Raw genomic sequence first — 17,381 nt, forward strand, 5'->3', positions numbered from 1 at the left:
CATCAATTGAACTATGAACGTACTTAATTTACTTTTCACAAAAGACGGATTAATCTACCAAATTGCCAAAAACAAGAGCATTTTGGAGGAAAAATCCTATTTCGTTACTGAAGAATCTCCTAAGGATTTTATCGCTGAAAAACTGGATGAAGTTTTAATTAAACAAAGATTCGATGAAATTTCTGTTATTTCAGCTTTTAATCATTTTACATTGATGCCTGAAGGTTTTTCAGAGCATGAGGCGGGATATGACCTGATCTCTTTTAACGCTCCCGTTGATAAGGAGAATGAAGAGCTTATGCTTTCTTTAAATAAAAAGTTCAGGATCCAGTTCTATTATACTTTTCCAAAAGTTTTTTACAAGAAAATAAAAGAGTTGGCAATTCCTGTTCACTTTAATTTTTCGGGAGAAAAGTTTTTAAACTCGATCAATAATAAAAATAATAAAGAAATTCACATTAATCTTTATCATAATCAATGTGAGTTTTTTGCAATCGACAATAAAAAACTCATCTTATACAATAACCTGGATGTAAATTCAGAGGTTGACTTTCTTTACTTCGTTATGTTTACTTTAAGTAAAATAGGCTTTGGAATAAATGAAACTAATTTCTATGCATACGGAGAAACTACGGAAAACGAAACCTTCATTTCTGAACTGCAAAAGTTCGTAAAGAATTTGAAAATTGTATTTGATAATGTTCCTAATAAGAATTTCATACTTAACTAGGTTATAGGCAGCAAATAATACCTGCTACCCATTACCTACAATCTAACTACTAAACAACATGTACAGAATAATCTCAGGCCGTTGGAAAGCCAAAAAAATAGCCGCTCCTAAAAATTTCGATGTAAGGCCAACTACAGACTTTGCAAAGGAAGCTCTATTCAGTATTTTGGAAAACAAATACGATATGCAGTCGATCTCTGTACTTGATCTCTTTGCTGGCATCGGTTCTATTTCATTAGAATTTGCCTCAAGAGGCTGCCAGGATGTAACTTCTGTAGAACTGAACCCAAAACACACAAGCTTCATTAATTCGACAGCTTCTGAGTTAGATATGTCTTCACAGATTAATGTACAGAGAGGCGATGTTACCGATTGGCTAAAGAAGTTCAGGAATAAAAAATCATTTGAGATCGCTTTTGCTGATGCTCCTTTTGAAACTGAAGAAAAGAAATACCATGAAATTATTTCTCTGGTATTACACAATAAGTACCTGAAAGAAAACGGAGTTTTAATTATAGAACACCAAAGCCGTTTTAAATTCGATCATCCCAACCTGATAGACACACGAAAGTATGGAAATGTAAGTTTCAGCTTTTTTGAACCAAATAAAATAGATGCTAGTAGCCAGGAAATTTAATTTCTGGCTATTTTTTTTGATATTGATATTGCATCTTCACCCCATTTTGTAATTTCATTTAAAACAGGTAATAAGGTTTTTCCAAAATCTGTTAGGGAATATTCTACGACCAACGGTGGTTTAGCAGTAAAAACCTTCCTACTGATAATTCCATCTTCTTCTAATTGCTTTAACTGAAGACTCAACGTTCGCTCTGTAATCGTTGGAATATCTTTTCTGATCTCATTATATCTTTTTGTTCCCTCAATGAGGTGATATAAAATTACAGCTTTCCATTTGCCACCTATAAATTTCATCGTTACGCTTGTACAGCATGGGTATGTTTTATTATCTATTGTATACATTTTAATACTATCATTTTTGACCGTTATTGCAAAGATAATAAACTTACATTAGTTTTGCAACTATAAAAAATATAGTATAAAAATTATGAACTTTTTAAACAAAATGAAAACAAGATATACTGTAAAAAAGTATAATCCACAAGGTAAAGTAAGTAGTGAACAAATACTTCAGTTGAAAGAAATTCTTAACCTGAGTCCATCGTCTATTAATAGCCAACCATGGAATTTTGTCTTTATAAATGACAATCAGGTCAAAAAAGAATTAGCAGAAGTATCTTACTTTAACAAAGAAAAGATATTGGATAGCAGTCATCTAATTGCTTTTCAGGTTTTGAAAAATGTTGAAGATTTTGAAAAACAGATAGAAGAAAATCTACCAGAGGGCTCTATAAATTATTACAGAACTATGGTAAAACCTAAAGGCGAAATAGAAATAAAATCATGGCTGGCACATCAGGTATATCTTTCTTTAGGAATTTTGCTTTCCGCTTGCGCAGACATGGGAATAGATTCAACGCCAATGGAAGGAATTGAAACGGATAAATATGATGATATTCTAAAAAATGATTCTTACGAAACCCTCTTTGCTGTTGCAATTGGTGAAAGATCAGAAGACGATACCAATCATCCAATGGTAACCACAAAGAAAAGATTGAAATCCGAAACGGTAATTTTCGAGGTATAAAGAAAAAATTTGTTTCGCAACTAATGATATGGGTTGAGAATCTTCAATTTGAAAATCCCTTCAATAGAAGGTCGATCAAAAAAATAAAAAGACCGTTTTCAAGAGTTTTGATGCGGTCTCTTTTTATAACAGACATGAATCAATCAATGTAATATTCTAAGTTTTCTTTAGCCAGAATCTGTATCGGTGAATGGTAAACTCTGTTAAGTTTCTTTCCATATATTAAATGTTCAAACATTAATTTAATGCTTTTATATCCTTGTTGAAAAGGTTCCTGACAGATTAAAAAGGTAAAAATACCCTTATTCATATATTCTTTATTTTCTTCTGTCATATCATATCCTACAACCATATCCAGCTTTATCTGGTGCATATCAAAATACTTCCCGGCCTTTGTAAGTGCATTAGATGGAAAAAACATCCCACCAATATCATCATACATTTTAAGGCTTTCTTCCAACAATTGATAAAAAACCTGGCTATTTTTATTGGGAACCCTCAGCTTATCGATCTTAAAATAGGAAGGATGGTCTGCGAAAAAACTTATAAAACCTTTTACACGCTGATCTAAACCATAATAATTTTCAAAATCTTCCAATACTTCTACTACTATAATCCTTGGTTTTCTGGTATTTTGAGAAATATGGAAAAGCTTCGCTGCAAGACGGCCGCTTCCAAAAGAGTCTTGCCCTACAAAAGATATATTATTAAGTCCAGTAAGTGGCACATTCATAAAAACGTATGGTATATTCAGCGCTTCCAACTGTGATTTTCTGTCGAGAGTCTCTCTTGTAAAATGAGGAGCAATGATAATTCCATCCAGGTTTTTATCTTTTAAAATTTCATCCAGTGCTTTCTTGTATGTTTCGACATCAAATTCGTCAAAATACGAAATATTAACCTTCATCCCATAACTGGAAACTTCTTCTATAGCTTTCAGTACACCCTCTTTAGGATATTGCCAAAAGGGGCTTTCCGCATTAAAAAGCGGCATTAAAACGGCAATCTGATATACTTTATTAAGTACCAGATTCCGGGCAATAACATTGGGGGTAAATCCGCCAACCTGTTCGATGATCTCAAGAACTTTTTTTTCCGCATCTTTTGAGACTCCGCCTCTTTTATGCAGTATTCTGTCAACCGTTCCAGGAGAAACGCCAGCCAGCCGGGCTATATCTTTAATTGTCAAATTACCTGTTTTTTAGATGAATATAAGGATAACAAATATAAAAAAATACCTCCATTTTTTATTACACCAAAAAACGTTGGATAATCCACCTTAAACACATAAAAATAAAATTAAAAAAATAAATTATCACTAAAAATTTTGCGTATTATAAATAAATATATAAATTCGTGTTCGAACACAATCGATATTTTATCAAAAACAAAACGTATTTATTGATAAAACAATAATAAAAATATTTATTAGCACAGATGAAAATTAATCCCGTTATCCTTTTTAAAAAAGCCTATGGAAAGTTTTGTATTCCGGCGATCAATATATCCAGTCCCGAACAGATTCATGGGCTGTTCAGCACAGCTCAAAAATTGAATGCCCCCTTTATTATACAAACCACACCCGCTGCAAGAGAATACATGAATCCCATAATGCTGGTCAACTGTATCAAGTCTGCAACAAAAATATATCCGAATGTTGTTTTTGCCATGCATCTTGATCATGGCAATGAGCCTCATATCAATAATGCCATTGATTCCGGTGAGTATACTTCTGTAATGATTGATGCATCCCATGATCCTTTGGAAAAGAATATTGAAAGAACGAAATTAGTGGTAGACCAGGCTCATCAAAAAAACATTGCAGTAGAAGCGGAACTTGGTGTACTAAGCGGTATTGAAGATCATCTCAATATAGAGGAAGAAAATGCATTGTACACTAATCCTGCCGATGTAGAGTATTTTGTAAAGAAAACCCATTGCGACAGTCTTGCCGTAGCCATTGGCACAAGTCATGGTGCTTATAAATTTTCAGGAGGAAAAGGCCTGCGTCTCGATTTACTGGAAGACATCCAAAAAAGGGTCCCTAATTTCCCGATTGTTTTACATGGGGCTTCCTCTATAGATATTGAAGAGATAAAACGGATTAATATCGCTGGAGGAAACATCAAAGAAGACGCAAAAGGTATTACCGAGGACGAAATAAGAAAAGCCATCAGCTATGGAGTCTGTAAACTGAATATTGCTACAGATCTGAGGATTCTCTGGATAAGGATCTTCAGAGAATATTTTCAAGATTCTCCCGAACATCTTGATCCTCTTAAGGCCGGTCGACAGTATATGGAAGAACTGGAGGTTCTTTTGACTAAAAAATTTGAGATTTTAGGTAACATCAATAAATCAGCATTATATAAATAACACTATGATACAATTAGGAATAGCCCCTATTGGCTGGACCAATGATGATATGCCCGAATTAGGAGGGAATATCACTTTTGAACAATGCATTAGCGAAATGGCATTGGCCGGATATCAAGGTTGTGAAATCGGAAACAAATATCCGAAAGATCCCAATGTTTTAAAAAAATATCTGGATATAAGAGGTCTTACAATCTGTAATAAGTGGTTCAGCTATGAGCTTACTACAAAACCTTATGAACAGGTAAAACAGGATTTTATTAAACAGCTCAATTTTCTTAAGCATTTTAATACAAAAGTAGTGGGTGGTGCAGAGTGTGGAAACACAATTCATGGAGAATTTAATACCCCTATTACACAGCGTAAAAAAGTGTCCAATGAAGATTGGAAAAAACTGACTGAAGGATTAACTGAGCTTGGAAAAATTGCGCTGAATGATTTTGGAATTCAGCTTTCTTACCATCATCATATGGGCACCATGGTGCAAACCCAAGAGGAGGTAGAACGTTTGTTCAATGAGACTGATGAAAAATATGTAAAACTTAATTATGACTGTGGACATTTTGATTTTGCCAACGAAAATCCTGCAGAAGCATTAACAAAATTCATAGGACGTACAGCGCATATTCACTTTAAGGATGTAAGAAAAGATGTAAAGGACAACATGTATAAAGACAATAATAGTTTTTTAAAATCTGTAAAGCTAGGGATATATACAGTACCAGGAGATGGTGATCTTGATATGCAGGCTCTATCAAAAATTATCCACAGTAGTGACTACAAAGGGTGGATTGTTGTGGAAGCAGAACAAGATCCAGGCAAAGCAAATCCGTTTGAATATGCAAAAAAAGGATATCAATTTATAACGGAAACCTTAAAGTTTTAAAGTAAAAAAAGTAGAAGATAGAAGATGAAAAAACTGAATATCGGAATTGTAGGATTGGGAAGACTAGGTAAAGAATATGCTAAAAACATCACTTACCTTGTGCCCAATGCCAATCTTGTAGCGGCATGCAGTATCAGAAAGGAGGAATTAGATTATGTAAAAGACAGATACAATGTCCCGAATTTATATGCTTCTTATGAGCAAATGCTTGAACAACAAGAGGAAATGGATGCTGTAGTTATTGTTACATCTACAGATCAGCATGCCGATGCCATTATTAAAGCAGTACAAGCCGGTTATCATGTTTTTTGTGAAAAACCTCTCGCTCTTAACATCGAAGACTGCATTCGTGTGGAAAAAGCAGTTGCCAAACACCCGGACAGAATTACCATGTTAGGATTTGTCCGAAGATTCGATGTAAGCTATGCAGACGCTAAGGCTAAAATCAATGAAGGATTGGTAGGCACACCCTACCTTATACATTCTCAAACAATAGATAAAGACACTTTTGCTCCATTTCAAATTGAATTCTGTACAACTGGAGGTGGCATTTTTCATGATTATAATGTTCATGATATTGATCTTGCCCATTGGTTCTTAGGCTCCAGAATCCAAAAAGTATGGGCATTAGGTGGTGCCTACAGATTCCCTGAATTCGCACTAGCAGGAGATGCTGATAATACCAGTTCTATGTGCGAATTAGAAAATGGAACAATGGCAGTATTAACAGCTTCCAGAACATCTTCCTTCGGTCATAATACCTGTACAGAGATCTTCGCCACAGAAGGAAACCTAAAAATAGGTGATCCACCAGCAAAAAACATGCTTCAGATATCCGATAAACACGGTATCAGAAGAGAAGGAATGGAAACTTTTTTCGACAGGTTTCAAACTGCTTTTCTAATACAGATCCAAGCTTTTGTAAACCATGTACTGGAAAACAAACAACCTGAACTTACTATGAATAATGCAACCAATGCCACTTTGGTAGCTACAGCATTAACCAAATCATTCAAAGAAAAAAAGCCGGTAATCATATCCGACCTACTTTCTTAAGATTCTTAATTATCAAAAAAACATGCAAATGAACCTTATCAGAAAACCTACAGATCAGAAAATTTATCAAAACATATCTGCTAAAAATGCAGACTGGAATTGGTTAAATTTTGGAGCTCGCCTCATGGAGCTGAACGAAACATGGACTTATGATACCGGTGAAAATGAAATGGTCATTGTATTATTATCCGGTAATTATATCGTAGAAAGCAACAGAGGAAGCTGGGAAATAAAAAACGGGCGTAAAGATGTGTTCAGAGGTGTTGCACATACGCTGTATCTTCCCCGCAAAACAACATTCATTCTTATATCAACTTCCGATAAGTTGGATATTGCCTACAGTTGGTGCAGAGCCGATGATGATTTTGAACCCCAACTGGTAACCCCGGAAGAAACACCTACTGTGATTTTTGGTGGAGACAATGCTACCCGTCAGTTTAACGATTTAATTCCTCCGGGATTCAAATGTTCGCGACTGGTATGCAGAGAGGTTTACACTCCTTCAGGAAATTGGAGCTCTTTTCCGGCTCACAAGCACGATGAAAGAATTCTAGATGATAGCGGACAGTTACGGGAGGCACAACTGGAAGAGATCTACTTTTACAAATTCCAAAAGCCAGAAGCGTATGCTATCCAGCAGGTTTATACAAAAAATGACGCAGATCCTATAGATGAAATCCTACGGACAAGAAATAATGATGCCGTATTGATTCCTAAAGGCTACCATCCTGTTGCAGCAGAACACGGCTACCACTGTTATTATTTAAACTTCTTGGCAGGAACCGATCAATCTCTGGCCAACACTACAGATAGTGACCTCGAATGGATTTTCGATTCATGGAAGGGAAAAGATTCCCGCCTTCCATTAGTAACCTCAGCAATGAACAATCAACAGAACGATTAATACAAAGTTAAAATGAAATTTGATTTACTAACATTCGGAAGAGCAAGTATAGATTTATATTCCAAAAATATCGGTGCTGAATTTAATGATATCAAAGAATTGACCACTGCCATTGGCGGATCACCCGTCAATATTTCTATAGGAGCACAAAGACTTGGTCTTAAAACAAGTATAGTAACAGGTGTAGGAAATGATCCTATAGGCGGTTTTATCATTAATACATTGAAATTGGAAAATGTAGATACCTCTTATATAAATACTATCGAAGGGACAACGAGTACGGCTGTAGTATGCGGTATTGTACCTCCTGATAAATTCCCGCTTGTATTTTACCGGGATAAAGCCCCTGACAATTATATGACCATCGACATGGTAAATACCATAGACTTTGATCAATATAAATCATTTTTAATGACTGGTACAGCACTTTCCATAGAACCTACCCGAAGCGCTGCGATCTATGCAACAGAAAAAGCAAAAGCAAAAGGTATCACTATTTTTCTGGATATCGATTTCAGGGCCAGTTTATGGCATGATGTACGTGCATTTGGAGTCACTTTACGTCAGTATTTACCCTTATGTGATATTGTAATGGGAACAGAAGAAGAGCTTTTAGCAATGGGACTTACGGATTCTAACCAAGTGAAAATAACCGACAGTGCCATCTCCTCTCCTACTATCGAAGGCGATATCAACACTGTGATCAGACAGGTATTACATTCTGGAATCAAACTTCTTTTAGTAAAAACAGGCCCCAAAGGCGTTACAGCATATTATCCAGATGGAAGGATAGAAACTATTCCTGGCTTTCCTGTAGAAGTTGTTAATGTACTGGGTGCAGGAGATGCATTTGCCTCCGGATTTGTATACGGATATCTTCAAGGTTGGGATACCTACCAATCTGCCCGTCTGGCAAATGCCTGTGGGGCCTGGATGGTCACCAAGCAGGGATGCAGCAACTTTGCTCCTACTTATCCGGAGATTATTCAGTTTATTGAAGATAATGGAAATTTTTAAATCGATCAAGCACCGAAATCATGGATACAAAAAGATTAACCGTGGCACAGGCCACCATAGAATTTTTAAAAAATCAATACACAAAAAGAGACGATAAAGAATTACAGTTTTTTGCAGGATGTTTTGGAATTTTTGGACATGGAAATGTAGCTGGATTAGGTGAAGCACTGAAACAGAATCATGATTTTAAATATTATCAGAGCCGCCATGAACAGGCAATGGTGCATACTGCCGCTGCCTATGCAAAAATGAAAAATAGAATGCAGACATTTGTCTGTACTACTTCTATAGGTCCGGGAGCACTTAACATGGTCACTGCAGCAGCAGGTGCCACGATCAATAGATTACCTGTACTACTGCTACCGGGAGATTTTTTTGCCACCCGCTCTGCTTCTCCTCTATTGCAGCAATTAGAAGTTAGCCAAACGCAGGATATTTCTGTCAACGATTGTTTTAAACCTATCTCAAAATACTGGGATCGTATTCAGCGTCCCGAACAACTTACTTCCTCATTACTGGAAGCGATGCGTGTCCTTACTTCTCCGGCTGAAACTGGTGCTGTTACCCTCGCTCTTCCGCATGATGTACAGACGGAAGCTTATGATTTCCCGACTCAGCTTTTTGAAAAAAGAATATGGTACATTCCCAGACCTATTCCAGATCAGCAATTATTAAAAAAAGCAGTACACCTTATAAAAAAAGCGAAAAAACCGATGTTGATCGCGGGTGGAGGAGTCATTTACTCCGAAGCAGAAGAAGAGCTGAAATCTTTTGTCGAGCAACATGGAATTCCTGTTGCAGAAACCTATGGCGGAAAGGGTTCTTTACATTACCAACATCCGCTTAATTTAGGAGCAATGGGAGGAACAGGTACTAAAGGAGCCAATGAAATCGCCAGAGAAACAGACCTAGTCATCGGTATAGGTACCCGTTATGGAGATTTTATGTCGGCCTCAAAGTCGGCTTGGCAAAACCCCGACGTTACCTTTATTAATATCAATATTGCAGAAATTGATGCCTTTAAACATAGTGCAGTTCCTTTACAGGGAGATGCCAGAGAGATCCTGAAAATACTGAAAGAAATGTTAGGGGATTATTATACTGGAAGTGATTATGTGGAAAGAATCCGAGCTTATCATTATGAGTGGGATGGGATAGTAACGAAAGCTTATTTATGTGAAAATCCTGACTATCCCGTACAGGCAGAATATATTGGTGCATTAAATGATTTTATAGACGATCAAGATGTGGTGTTATGTGCTGCAGGTTCTTTGCCAGGAGATTTACATAAATTATGGCGGACCAAGAGCTCAAAGGGATTCCATCTGGAATATGGCAACTCATGCATGGGATATGAAATTCCCGGTGGACTTGGTGCTAAAATGGCTGCTCCAGACCGGGAAATATATGTAATGTGCGGTGATGCTACCTACCTTATGATGCCATCGGATCTAGTAACAAGTCTACAGGAGGGATATAAAATCACCGTGATATTAATCAATAACAGCGGTTATGCTTCTATTGGAGGGCTTTCAAATTCTGTTGGAGGTGAAGGTTTCGGAACCTATTTCAATTATAGAAATGAAATAACAGGTCAACTGGACGGGGATCCCCTTATGACAGATTTAGCAACAAATGCTGAAAGTCTTGGAGCAATAGTTTACCGTCCTCAAAATATGGATGAATTTAAAGAAAGTCTGGTCAACGCAAAAAGCAATAATCAAACAACTGTTATCTATGCAGAAACTATTCGGGACAGAAAAATGCAGGGCTATGAATATTCATGGTGGGAAGTGCCTATACCCGAAATATCTGTCTTTCCTGATGTGAATGAAGCCCGAAAACAATATGAGCTTAATAAACAAAAGCAAAGACAATATATAAAACCTAATCAATATTAATTAATAATAAAACCCATATGGATCAATTAAAAAATTATATCAACGGAGAATGGAAAAGCAGTAGCAGCACCCAAAACCTTTCAGTACATAATCCGGCTACTCAGGAACTCATCGCAAAGGTACCCTATGGACCGGACACTGCAAAAGATGTCAATAAAGCAATAGAATATGCCCATCAGGCCTATTTGGAATGGAAAGATATTCCCGCTATGAAAAGAGTACAGCCGCTTTTCAAAATGAAGACCCTTTTGGAAAATCATAAAGAAGAGATTGCTAAATTGATCACCTCCGAATGTGGAAAAACCTATACCGAATCTTTAGGAGAAATCCAGCGCGCCATTGAAAATATTGAGGTAGCATGCGGTACTTATGTCATGAATCAATCTGAATTTTCAGAAAATATAGCTTCTGGTATTGATGAATTTATGATCAGACAGCCTTTAGGTGTATGCGTCTGTATTACACCATTTAATTTTCCCGGAATGATTCCCTTTTGGTTCCTTCCGTATGCTATTGCAACAGGTAATGCATTCATTTTAAAATCTTCAGAAAAGGTACCTACTACCATGCAGTATGTATTCGATCTTATTCATAACAATATTGATCTTCCAAAAGGAATTTTAAATCTGGTACATGGCGGAAAAGAATCTGTGGATGCTATGCTTCAACATCCTGATGTAAAAGCCGTAAGCTTTGTTGGTTCTACAAATGTAGCCAAATACATCTACTCCGAAGGTGCCAAATACGGGAAACGTGTTCAGGCGCAAGGGGGTGCTAAAAATCCTATTGTCATTATGTCTGATGCAGACATCGAGATGACAACAAAAATCATTACCGATTCGGTATATGGCTGCGCCGGTCAACGTTGTCTTGCTGCCTCCCTTGTAATCACAATTGGAGACGATAAAAATTACAAAGAAGCATTGGTAGAAGCTGCCAAATCCAGAAAAGTAGGATATGGGATGGAAGCGGGAATCGAAATGGGCCCTGTGATCTCCAAAGAAAGTAAAACCAGAATAGAAGAACTTATCCAGAAGGGACTCAGTGAAGGAGCTAATTTTCTGGTAGATGGAACTCAAAAAAAAGTCTCAGGTTATGAAAACGGCCACTTCCTTTATCCTTCGATTCTTGAAAATATTCCATTAGGAAAAGAATTTATCTCCACGGAAATTTTTGGACCTGTCATGAGTCTGCTAAATTTTAAATCCCTGGAGGATTCTATCCAATTTATCAATAGTGGACGTTATGGCAACATGGCGTGTATATTTACACAGGATGGTCTTTCAGCCCGTAAATTCCGTAATGAAGCTATGGCCGGGAATATTGGAATCAACGTTGGGGTTGCTGCTCCTGTTGCTCAATTCCCATTCTCAGGATGGAAAGATTCTTTCTTCGGAGATCTTCATGCACAGGGTCGTCATGGAATAGAATTTTACACTCAGACAAAAGTTGTTATCGAACGTTGGCCAAAAAACTGGTCTAGGACTTTTTAAAATTCTTATCAATATCCTTTATGCTTATTCAGATAAACAAAAACACAAATGAAATTATAAAAAAGTGAGTACAAAAAAAATAAAGGCAGGCATTATTGGCCTCGGAAGAATTGGGCAAATACATCTTGCTGCTCTAAAAGCATTAACGAATATAGAAATAATAGCAATATCAGATCCTGTTATAGAGCATGGAAAAAAAATAGCCAAAGAACATCAGATTCCAGATTTTTATCCTGATTATCGTAACATTCTTCAACAAGAAGAAATTGATGCAGTTTGGATATGCTCCCCTACTGCTTATCATTTTATTCAGGTAAAAGAAGCTCTGGAAAACAATAAATATGTTTTCTGCGAGAAGCCTCTGGATGCAGATTTAGGTAAAATACAGTCTCTAATTGATTCCTATCCCAATATCAATAATCGTCTTATGGTAGGTTTTAACCGTCGTTTCGATCCTGATTTTGCTTCTGTCAAAAAAAGGATGAAGGACATTGGAAAACCTGTTATCATTAAAATAACAAGCCGAGATCCTTTTCCTCCTTCTACAGAATACACCAGACAATCAGGTGGTATCTACAATGACATGAGCATTCATGATTTGGATATGGCCCGTTTTATTAGCGGAAGCGAAGTTGAGCAGGTTATTGCTATAGGCTCAAAAAACTACACCGAAGATATAGATACAACCCTTATAACCCTGAAATTTAAAAATGGGATTATTTGCAATATAGACAACAGTAGAAAAGCTTCATATGGATATGATCAGAGGTTAGAGATATTAGGAGATGAGGGAATGATCTGTGCAGAAAATAAAAAGATCAACAACATCCAATTTTATTCTGGAAGCACTATCCAGAGCAGTGTTTTGGAACCGTTCTTTCTGGAAAGATATAAAGATTCCTATGTAGAAGAAGCAAAAGCATTTCTCTCTTGTATACAGGAACAAAAAGATTTTCCTTCTACTGCCAATGACGCTTTGAAAGCATCAATGTTAGCAAATGCATGTGAACAATCCTTGGAAAAGCACCAGTTGATTTTTCTGTAAAGAAAATAATTAATACAACAATTTAAAAAATCAAATCTTAAAATCATGTTTATTATATTAATTCCTTTTCTCTTATTTACTGGCGGAGTAGCATTTATCTCCTGGTGGTATACAAGAAAAACAAAAATGGCACATTCCTCTATCGGTTATTTTTTGGGTGGCCGGGATCTCAGCGCTATCTTAATTGTAGCTTCATTGCTACTTACAAATCTATCGACAGAACATTTAGTAGGTCTCAACGGAAGTGCCTATGCTTTTGGGATGGAAGTAATGGCCTGGGAGACCTTAGCTGCTGTAGCTTTAGTACTTATGGCTGTATATTTTCTTCCAAGATATCTAAAGATGGGCCTAGTAACCATTACAGAGTTTTTAGAACTGCGTTATGATAAACAAACCAGAATGATTTGCTCCACGTTATTCCTTCTACTCTATATCACCACCCTTCTTCCTATTGTTCTCTATACAGGGGCTATCACTATGGAAAGTATTTTCAATGTTTCTGAGAATCTGAATATTGATAAATTCACCGCTATGGTGGTAATGGTGGTTGGAATTGGGGTCATGGGATCTATATATGCTATTTTAGGAGGATTAAAAGCAGTGGCGATATCAGATCTTATCAATGGGATAGGGCTGATTATCGGAGGGTCATTAATTCCGATATTGGCTTTTTATAAAATTGGCGATGGAAATTTTCTAACCGGTGTACACACTGTTTTTGAAGCAGTTCCCGACCGTTTTAATGCAGTAGGAGAATCCACTTCCGACCTTCCGTTTCCTGTACTTTTTACAGGAATGTTTATTCCACAGATCTTCTATTGGACAATGAACCAATCTATTATCCAACGGGCACTGGCAGCTAAAAATCTGGCAGAAGGACAAAAGGGAGTATTACTGACTGCCTTTTTCAAAATTTTCGTTCCTTTTATTGTTGTGGTACCAGGTATAATAGCTTACTATTATTTTAAAAATAGTTTAAATGATCCAGATTATGCCTATCCAGAGCTTGTAAAGTCTGTATTACCCATTGGTGGTATTGGTATTTTTGCGGCGATTGTAGTAGGAGCTATATTAAGTACCTTTAACGGAGCGCTAAATAGTGCTTCCACTTTGTTCTCCATCGATATCTATAAAGGATATTTGAAGAAAGATGCTACCGAAACCCAGATCGTAAAATTCGGCAAAAAAAGTGGTACTGTCATGGCTTTAGTATCTATGGCTATTGCTCCCTTTATTAGCATGGCAGGCAAAGGACTTTATATTATTCTTCAGGAATTCAGTTCCATCTTCAATATGCCCATTTTTGCGATCATCATTGCAGGATTACTACTCCCAAAAGTGTCTGCAAAAGCAGCTAAAATAGGACTAATATCGGGTACAATACTTTATCTATTTTCAAAATTTGGATTAGAAGCAATGGAAGTAAAAATCCATTTTTTACACCGTCTGGCCGTTGCATTTTTTGTTACTATTCTTACCCTTGTTATTGCGAGTAAATATTACCCCAGAGAAAACAACTTCGTTATTAAGGATACAGGTACAGTAAACGTAGAAAACTGGAAATACCTAAAGCCTGCATCTATCTGCATCATTATTCTTACCATTATTGTTTTTATCGTTTTCAGCCCCCTAGGAATTATTCCTAATCGTTAAATTACAATCAGATTTTATTACAGTTTAAAAAATAACAACACATTTCCATTTTTGGTATTTTATATTGATGACCGCCATTAAGTTAAACTTAATGGCGGTTTATTTAGAAAAATCTATTCTCTTATTTCTTTAATTTCTAAACAGTAATCCAGAAGAATATTTTAAGATCATAATACTTTTAACTCTAAATCAATTGTCTTCCCAAAGAACTTTTTCGAAATCTTTTCAAAATTCTTGGTCAGATCCGAAAGATAGAAATGATAGTTTGGCTTGGCATTCTGGTCATTTAAAAGATTGTATTTATCTAAAATAATTTTTAAATGACTCGCTACAATGTTTGGTGAGTCAATAACACGAACACGATTTCCATAATATTGCTTTATTTCATCAATTAATAAAGGATAGTGGGTACACCCTAAAATTAAAGTTTCTATATTCTTTAATTTACTATTGCTTAAATAATTATAAATGATCGCATGTGTAATCGGATGATTCTTAAAACCTTCTTCGATCGCGGGCACTAACAAAGGAGTTGCCAATTCATCTACTTTAATCCATTTATTATGTTTTCGGATGCTTTTTTTATATAAGCCTGAATTTACCGTCGCTTTCGTAGCAATTACTCCAACATTCGTATGAATTTCGTAGGATACTTTTTCTGCTACCGGATTGATCACGTCAATAACAGGAACTTTTCCGGCTACTGCCTGCATTACTTCATTTAAAGCATTTGCTGTTGCCGTATTACAAGCTATGACTATTGCTTTACAGTTTTGCTCCAGCAAAAAATTAGTAATTTTCGTAGAATATTCTATAATTGCCTCACGAGACTTCTCACCATAAGGAAGGTGTTTTGTATCCCCAAAATAAATGAGGTCTTCATTAGGAAGCAGTCTTTTTATTTCTTTAGCCACCGTTAATCCTCCCACTCCACTATCAAAAATTCCGATAGGTTGTTTTGGTGAAAGATGTGAGTAGTCTTGTTTTTTAGTTTTCAAATGAGTTGAAATTTTATACAAAAATAGTAAATACTATGATATCTTAATTAAGATTGTTTATTGAATAATCCTTTGGATATCTTACTTTGTAACTCACCCGAAACTTCTTAGTTTCTGATGGAGAAATTTTCACATTCCAGGTCAAATATCCTTTCTCCTTGTCAACTTCCGCCTGATCACTTTGTAAGAGCTCAATTTTTACAGACTCATCTTTACTTAGCGGAAACTGATCTTTAAGTTCCATATCTATTGGATCCTTCTTATTATTTCGGATTACAATATCATAGGTATAAGTTTTTTCTTGATAAGATGAAAATAATTTGATGCTACTTTTATCATCAACAATTTCTTTTTGAATACTTATTTTTTTATCATCGCCTAAAGTAATACTTAGCTCATCGTTCGTTTGATCAGGTTTAATGTTTGTTTCCCCTATATACATATTTTCAAAGACTATTGTAGCAGGTGCTGAAATGAGATTGAATTTATTAAAGTCCTTAATCTTTGCAACTAAAAATGCATCTCTATTATATTTTGGAATTGCCGAATATTTGTAAGTAGCAGGGATTTTTATTTGTTTAAGATTAATAAGATGATCTTCATTATTACCTAAAATATCATACGGAACATCTACATCAAAACTAATATTAAATTGATTTTCAACAGAGGTAAAACCCATTGCTGTTACAACAACCTCTTCAATATTTTGCTCTTTAGCGATTGTATCACTTTTAATACCATATGCTCTTGCCACAACTTTTTCTTCATTCTTATATGAATTTAGAAACCAAGGGTTTAATACTGGAGCTATATTCTTATGGGAGGATCTTCCATTAATTAGAGACAGCTTAACCCCTTTCCAGTCTAAACCTGTATCCTGTCTTATTTTAGCTTTAAAAATCACATCTAAGGGTTCTGAAAGTTTATTTCCCCTTATTTCATAAAATGGCTGCCATGATGCATTTCTAGTCAAATAGCTTACTTCAGCTTTTACATTTACAGGAGTACTACTCGTTAACCTTACAATTAGAACACCATCTGAAGAGGCTTCTTCCATTTCAGAATTTACTTTCAAACTGCTTTTTAATCTAGCCAATTTTTTCTGAAGCACAGCATTATTTTTATTAACAGCGGCTAAAATATTGCTTATTTCAATTCTTTTATTCTTATAGAATTCTGTTAGTTGTATCAATTGTGTAACATTTGATGCATTGCTACCCACTAAAACAGTTTGGTTTTTATCCAAAAGTTCAAGAGTCTTAGTATTGGCTTCCAATTCTATATTGGATTTTGAAATGAGGTTCTCAACTATAGTAATACTGTCAGTCACTTTTTTAATCCTAGGATTTGTCTTATCCATATCATATTCAGATGTATAGTTATCTGTATACTGAGAAGAAAGGATAGACACATTCTTGTTATTAATATTGATTTGCAAAGATCTTTCTTCAATCTCATCTGAAATATTTGTAATAACAACTTCAGACGAACCAGCAGGTATGGAAAAACTGATGGAATTTTGCAATTCAGCAGAACTTCTATAGACATTCACAGCATTTACTTTCGCTTTAACAAAAATTGGTTTTTGTGCAAGACACAAAGCATTTATACATAGAAAAAATAGGAATAAATTTTTCTTCATAATTATTAGTTTTC

Annotated in this window: 16 protein-coding genes; 12 read left to right on the plus strand and 4 right to left on the minus strand. The window is 35.7% G+C overall.

Annotated elements, in window-relative coordinates; genetic code table 11:
• Nucleotides 1-13: 13 nt before the first annotated feature.
• Nucleotides 14-730, plus strand: a complete 717-nt coding sequence (locus tag AC3WRL_RS20535; protein ID WP_492331142.1) for a DUF3822 family protein — start codon at nucleotides 14-16, stop codon at nucleotides 728-730.
• A 58-nt stretch (nucleotides 731-788) separates the two neighbouring features.
• Nucleotides 789-1,367 carry an RsmD family RNA methyltransferase gene (locus tag AC3WRL_RS20540; protein ID WP_214828336.1) on the plus strand — a complete coding sequence of 193 codons (579 nt, stop codon included), beginning with the start codon at nucleotides 789-791 and terminating at the stop codon, nucleotides 1,365-1,367.
• Here AC3WRL_RS20540 and AC3WRL_RS20545 read toward each other — a convergent pair.
• Complete coding sequence (locus tag AC3WRL_RS20545; protein WP_214828321.1) at nucleotides 1,364-1,711, minus strand: winged helix-turn-helix transcriptional regulator; 348 nt, start codon at nucleotides 1,709-1,711, stop codon at nucleotides 1,364-1,366. The two genes, AC3WRL_RS20540 and AC3WRL_RS20545, sit on opposite strands and share 4 nt — an antisense overlap.
• A gap of 85 nt (nucleotides 1,712-1,796) precedes the next feature.
• Here AC3WRL_RS20545 and AC3WRL_RS20550 point away from each other — a divergent pair, with 85 nt between their 5' ends.
• Nucleotides 1,797-2,396, plus strand: coding sequence for a nitroreductase family protein (locus AC3WRL_RS20550; RefSeq protein WP_261509823.1), 600 nt, complete (start codon nucleotides 1,797-1,799; stop codon nucleotides 2,394-2,396).
• Nucleotides 2,397-2,535: 139 nt separating this feature from the next.
• On the opposite strand, the gene AC3WRL_RS20555 is transcribed toward AC3WRL_RS20550, so the two are convergent.
• On the minus strand, nucleotides 2,536-3,585 hold the full coding sequence (locus tag AC3WRL_RS20555) for a LacI family DNA-binding transcriptional regulator (protein WP_261509824.1): 1,050 nt from the start codon (nucleotides 3,583-3,585) through the stop codon (nucleotides 2,536-2,538).
• A 248-nt stretch (nucleotides 3,586-3,833) separates the two neighbouring features.
• Between AC3WRL_RS20555 and AC3WRL_RS20560 the strand changes: the two genes are divergently transcribed.
• The 9 genes from AC3WRL_RS20560 (at nucleotide 3,834) to AC3WRL_RS20600 (ending at nucleotide 14,727) form a co-directional block, all read left to right on the plus strand.
• Nucleotides 3,834-4,772, plus strand: a complete 939-nt coding sequence (locus tag AC3WRL_RS20560; RefSeq protein ID WP_214828313.1) for a class II fructose-bisphosphate aldolase — start codon at nucleotides 3,834-3,836, stop codon at nucleotides 4,770-4,772.
• 4 nt (nucleotides 4,773-4,776) lie between these two features.
• Nucleotides 4,777-5,658: a myo-inosose-2 dehydratase gene (gene iolE / locus AC3WRL_RS20565; protein WP_261509826.1), complete on the plus strand. Its 882-nt coding sequence runs from the start codon at nucleotides 4,777-4,779 to the stop codon at nucleotides 5,656-5,658.
• Between the two features lie 24 nt (nucleotides 5,659-5,682).
• The gene (locus tag AC3WRL_RS20570) at nucleotides 5,683-6,714 is read left to right on the plus strand and encodes a Gfo/Idh/MocA family oxidoreductase (protein ID WP_214828308.1); all 1,032 of its coding nucleotides are present in this window, start codon (nucleotides 5,683-5,685) and stop codon (nucleotides 6,712-6,714) included.
• Nucleotides 6,715-6,742: 28 nt separating this feature from the next.
• Entirely contained in the window at nucleotides 6,743-7,618 is an 876-nt protein-coding gene (iolB, locus tag AC3WRL_RS20575) for a 5-deoxy-glucuronate isomerase (protein ID WP_214828305.1), read from the plus strand.
• Between the two features lie 12 nt (nucleotides 7,619-7,630).
• On the plus strand, nucleotides 7,631-8,635 hold the full coding sequence (gene iolC, locus AC3WRL_RS20580; protein ID WP_214828289.1) for a 5-dehydro-2-deoxygluconokinase: 1,005 nt from the start codon (nucleotides 7,631-7,633) through the stop codon (nucleotides 8,633-8,635).
• A 20-nt stretch (nucleotides 8,636-8,655) separates the two neighbouring features.
• Complete coding sequence (gene iolD / locus AC3WRL_RS20585; protein WP_492331143.1) at nucleotides 8,656-10,536, plus strand: 3D-(3,5/4)-trihydroxycyclohexane-1,2-dione acylhydrolase (decyclizing); 1,881 nt, start codon at nucleotides 8,656-8,658, stop codon at nucleotides 10,534-10,536.
• Between the two features lie 17 nt (nucleotides 10,537-10,553).
• On the plus strand, nucleotides 10,554-12,029 hold the full coding sequence (locus AC3WRL_RS20590) for a CoA-acylating methylmalonate-semialdehyde dehydrogenase (protein WP_492331144.1): 1,476 nt from the start codon (nucleotides 10,554-10,556) through the stop codon (nucleotides 12,027-12,029).
• Nucleotides 12,030-12,093: 64 nt separating this feature from the next.
• Nucleotides 12,094-13,074, plus strand: a complete 981-nt coding sequence (iolG, locus tag AC3WRL_RS20595) for an inositol 2-dehydrogenase (protein ID WP_214828280.1) — start codon at nucleotides 12,094-12,096, stop codon at nucleotides 13,072-13,074.
• Nucleotides 13,075-13,119: 45 nt separating this feature from the next.
• Nucleotides 13,120-14,727: a solute:sodium symporter family transporter gene (locus AC3WRL_RS20600; RefSeq protein ID WP_261509830.1), complete on the plus strand. Its 1,608-nt coding sequence runs from the start codon at nucleotides 13,120-13,122 to the stop codon at nucleotides 14,725-14,727.
• 167 nt (nucleotides 14,728-14,894) lie between these two features.
• On the opposite strand, the gene murI is transcribed toward AC3WRL_RS20600, so the two are convergent.
• Together murI and AC3WRL_RS20610 are read right to left on the minus strand one after the other, a co-directional pair.
• Nucleotides 14,895-15,725: a glutamate racemase gene (gene murI, locus AC3WRL_RS20605; protein WP_214828277.1), complete on the minus strand. Its 831-nt coding sequence runs from the start codon at nucleotides 15,723-15,725 to the stop codon at nucleotides 14,895-14,897.
• Between the two features lie 43 nt (nucleotides 15,726-15,768).
• Nucleotides 15,769-17,367, minus strand: a complete 1,599-nt coding sequence (locus AC3WRL_RS20610) for a DUF4139 domain-containing protein (protein WP_214828274.1) — start codon at nucleotides 17,365-17,367, stop codon at nucleotides 15,769-15,771.
• Nucleotides 17,368-17,381: the final 14 nt, after the last annotated feature.

It is taken from the genome of Chryseobacterium sp. FW101-FHT12H09, from assembly GCF_058790395.1.

Bases quoted from the DNA above. Each gene is read 5' to 3' on its own strand.
- AC3WRL_RS20570 (WP_214828308.1), top strand. From the start codon at position 5,683: ATGAAAAAACTGAATATCGGAATTGTAGGATTGGGAAGACTAGGTAAA.
- iolC (WP_214828289.1), top strand. From the start codon at position 7,631: ATGAAATTTGATTTACTAACATTCGGAAGAGCAAGTATAGATTTATAT.
- iolD (WP_492331143.1), top strand. From the start codon at position 8,656: ATGGATACAAAAAGATTAACCGTGGCACAGGCCACCATAGAATTTTTA.
- AC3WRL_RS20550 (WP_261509823.1), top strand. From the start codon at position 1,797: ATGAACTTTTTAAACAAAATGAAAACAAGATATACTGTAAAAAAGTAT.
- AC3WRL_RS20535 (WP_492331142.1), top strand. From the start codon at position 14: ATGAACGTACTTAATTTACTTTTCACAAAAGACGGATTAATCTACCAA.
- AC3WRL_RS20600 (WP_261509830.1), top strand. From the start codon at position 13,120: ATGTTTATTATATTAATTCCTTTTCTCTTATTTACTGGCGGAGTAGCA.
- AC3WRL_RS20590 (WP_492331144.1), top strand. From the start codon at position 10,554: ATGGATCAATTAAAAAATTATATCAACGGAGAATGGAAAAGCAGTAGC.
- iolE (WP_261509826.1), top strand. From the start codon at position 4,777: ATGATACAATTAGGAATAGCCCCTATTGGCTGGACCAATGATGATATG.
- AC3WRL_RS20560 (WP_214828313.1), top strand. From the start codon at position 3,834: ATGAAAATTAATCCCGTTATCCTTTTTAAAAAAGCCTATGGAAAGTTT.
- AC3WRL_RS20610 (WP_214828274.1), bottom strand. From the start codon at position 17,367: ATGAAGAAAAATTTATTCCTATTTTTTCTATGTATAAATGCTTTGTGT.
- iolB (WP_214828305.1), top strand. From the start codon at position 6,743: ATGAACCTTATCAGAAAACCTACAGATCAGAAAATTTATCAAAACATA.
- AC3WRL_RS20540 (WP_214828336.1), top strand. From the start codon at position 789: ATGTACAGAATAATCTCAGGCCGTTGGAAAGCCAAAAAAATAGCCGCT.
- AC3WRL_RS20545 (WP_214828321.1), bottom strand. From the start codon at position 1,711: ATGTATACAATAGATAATAAAACATACCCATGCTGTACAAGCGTAACG.